Annotated in this window: 3 protein-coding genes; 1 reads left to right on the top strand and 2 read right to left on the bottom strand. The window is 34.8% G+C overall.

All coding sequences use genetic code 11. The annotated features are described in order from the left end of the window. Positions 1 to 297 precede the first annotated feature (297 nt). Complete coding sequence (locus tag JE46_RS23750; protein ID WP_031457786.1) at positions 298 to 702, top strand: helix-turn-helix domain-containing protein; 405 nt, start codon at positions 298 to 300, stop codon at positions 700 to 702. 654 nt (positions 703 to 1,356) lie between these two features. Here JE46_RS23750 and JE46_RS23745 read toward each other — a convergent pair. Next, complete coding sequence (locus JE46_RS23745; RefSeq protein ID WP_031457785.1) at positions 1,357 to 1,965, bottom strand: hypothetical protein; 609 nt, start codon at positions 1,963 to 1,965, stop codon at positions 1,357 to 1,359. Positions 1,966 to 1,967: 2 nt separating this feature from the next. Then, positions 1,968 to 3,269 (bottom strand): RHS repeat protein (locus JE46_RS23740; protein ID WP_317041416.1); only part of this gene is annotated, 1,302 nt, incomplete at its 5' end.

Raw genomic sequence — 3,269 nt, 5'->3', positions numbered from 1 at the left:
AATACGGTTGGCTTCCTTGCGTGGAAGACCCGCTTCCACTTCCTTTACAACTCTTAAAATCAATCTTTTGTCATAATGACTTTGTTTACGATCCCGGGGAGCATAAACTTCCTGTTCCTTGTGTTCCATACACTCGTGAATTGTGTATAGCTATTTCAGGACAAGACATACCGGCAAAGTTCTAATTTTAAAAGTATGATCTATAATATCTGATAAAAAACATGTTTTACCTGACATTTTTTTATCTTTGAAACTAAAAGGCTTTATCTTTGAGCCATTAGAAAATCGATACTCGTTATGGAACAGAAAATACATCAGGGAAGAAACGTAAAACGTTTTAGAGAAATGCTCGGAATCAAACAAGAGGCTTTGGCTTATGATCTTGGAAATGACTGGAACCAGAAGAAAATTTCTATCCTGGAGCAGAAAGATGTTATTGAAGACAGTCTGCTTAAACAAATATCAAATTCGTTAAGAATCCCTGTTGAGGCATTTCAAAATTTTGATGAGGAGCAGGCAATAAATATTATTTCTAATACATTTCATGACACTCAAGGCTTAATAAATTACAGCCCAACTTTCAATAATAATCCAATCGACAAATTGATTCAGCTTCATGAAGAGAAGATCGCACTATATGAGCGTATGCTGAAAGAGAAAGATGAAATGATGGCAAGGCTTGAAAAGTTAATCAGTAAATAACCCCTTGTTTTTCGAAGTATTCTTTACTAACGTTGTTCATGTTTGTCAATTGCTTGGTGTCTACTTACAACAGTTAACCATTTTATAAAGTATACTAAAATAAATTTGATATAAAAGTAAACCCTCGCAAATTGCGAGGGTTTACTTTTATATACTTTATAGAGTCTCTTTGTCAGCATAGAAAAAATTCCCGAGTTGAGCATTTCCGAGCAATCAGTTAATCCTTGAAAGGCATACAATTATCAGATATTCACGGAAAAACTCGGGGAGGCTTTTATCATATTTTATGGCTTTCAAGAACTTTTAAAAATCCGCAAAGTCATGAGACTTTGAGGAGCGGGTTTGTTGTTTTAACCGCGTTACAAACGCTACGATTTATCTTTTAATTTAAGTAGGCTCGCTATAAGCAAGCGCCAGAGTTGTCGACAAACGAGTGCCAGTGGGTTCAATCGAACTTAACAAGACCGCCACACGAAAGGATTCGTGCGGTAGCTGTGATATTCGCAGTTATTAATCGAGAAACAGAATACATAAACACTTATAAATTTGCATCTTAAATTTTAACACTTTTTAATTGTTTTTTATCATAGAATGCACGGCGTGGGTTGTCCTGGACTCGTCACAGCCGAGCACCAGTTGGGTGGGCGATCGGGATTAATTAAAAATCAATCGTACCTTGTTAGAGACAATTTCTTTAGAGTAAAACTCATATCCCATCTGTTTTAACGAATCTTTTACAGAAACAGGAATTATATCTTTATCAATTTCACCATACATTTTGTATTCAAAACTAACAAAATATTTATTTTCCTCATTTATGTATTCGTTTTGATAACCATACCAACAATAATCATTTACTTTCGTTTTCATAAAAAATGGCATCTTAAATTTTTTAATCTCTCCTGATTTTATTTTAAAAACATTTTTAACTGATTTAGATTTTTTAACTAGATGTTTTTTTTCCGGATAATAACATTGATAATCAACTATTTCATAAGCAATTCTATTCCTATTTTCATCTTCTAATTTCAAATCAATATTATGTAAGTATTCGGTACTAAAATAATTTATTGCTTCATGTAATTTTGAGGTATCAAATTGCAAATAATAATTTTTAGATGTATTATTGATTACTTCAATATTAACATCTAAACTATCTTTAATATACTCATTAGTGATTTTGATTTCTAGACTATCACTTGATTTTTTGTTATTAGCACAAGATAGTAGTATTATCAATATTATTAAAATTAACTTTTTCATATTTAAAATCCCCAATTATTAATTGTCATTTTACCATAATTTAATATCAACTCACTATAATTAGTGAATGGTGACCTCATTCCCATTTCCCAACTATATCCTCCTATTTCCGAGCGGGTATTTGCATAGTCCAAACCATTTATACCATATTGATTTGCCCAACTTGAATAATTTCCATTTACATAATCAATTGCATGATTTAGTTCATGGCCAACTACACTAGCAACGTGTCTAATTGTATTTAAAGCTAACTTTTTTATATATATTAACCCTTTTGATGTTATTTTATAATTACCAGCTGTTCCAGTTACAGTTTTTTGTGCTTGACCATAAATATTATTTTTACCTCCAATAATATCTTTTATTTCAAAAGTTGGACAATCAGCAGATTCATATAACTCCGGAAATATTTTTGCCATATTAGTAGTTAATTCTTCGTTTGTCCATTTAGCAACATCTTCTGGATTAAATCCAGCTTTTTCAATTTTCTGATCTAATAGTGTCTTTTCTTCCATTTGATGCATATAATGATTCAGCCCACTAACAACAAGCCCAGTAACAGCCCCTTGCCAAAAGTTTCCTCCAGTTAAAGCTGCTCCAGCACCACCAGAAACTGTTCCAAAAGCAATCATACCAGCTCCTGAATTTGCGAAGTTTCCTGCTCCATGATAATTACTATTTGGTCCTCCTCCGCTCCAGGCACTCGCCGCAATACTACTCAAAGCCCCAGAAGCAAAACCACTCCAAAACTTACCTCCTGAAATAGCTGTCATGCCACCCTGAAAAGTTCCATGAGCCACAGCACTAACTGCAGTCCTGACATAGAAATTTGTAATTGTACTCGCTGCACTACCAATCCCAAATGTAACTGCAGCACTGGCCGCACCAATAATAGCTGACTTAGCCAAACCTCCAACACTAAAGGGTACATCGGCTAATAAAGCTGTAAGTGTATATGATGTTATAGCAATTGCTACTCCAATTACTACAGCTGCCAAAAGTTCGTACGCTTCCCCACTAGGATCCGTGTACATCAAAGGATTGTTCAACACATACGAATACCTGTTGTAATTTTGGGTATTTTCAGGCTGCTGTATAAAATTATCCGGCATTAAAAAAGAACGTAAAACAGGATCGTACAAACGACCGTTCATGTGTATCAGACCTACTTCGGCCAGATGTTCGTGGCTGGTATAACCACGATCCAGCATCATCAGGGCTGCCCCTGTACCGTTTGTAGGCAGAGTGATTGCCACACCATTTTTCTGCAATTTGGCCAGATTCCCCCACGCATCAAACTGGCG

Source organism: Flavobacterium chungangense LMG 26729 (assembly GCF_000735715.2).
In the GTDB taxonomy this organism is placed as follows: Bacteria; Bacteroidota; Bacteroidia; order Flavobacteriales; family Flavobacteriaceae; genus Flavobacterium; species Flavobacterium chungangense.
The sequence above is the reverse complement of the archived record's forward strand: the minus strand, read 5'-3'. Positions and strand labels throughout refer to the sequence as shown.

Excerpts from the sequence above, each read along its gene's own strand:
- JE46_RS23750 (WP_031457786.1), top strand. The coding sequence starts at position 298 with ATGGAACAGAAAATACATCAGGGAAGAAACGTAAAACGTTTTAGAGAA.
- JE46_RS23745 (WP_031457785.1), bottom strand. The coding sequence starts at position 1,965 with ATGAAAAAGTTAATTTTAATAATATTGATAATACTACTATCTTGTGCT.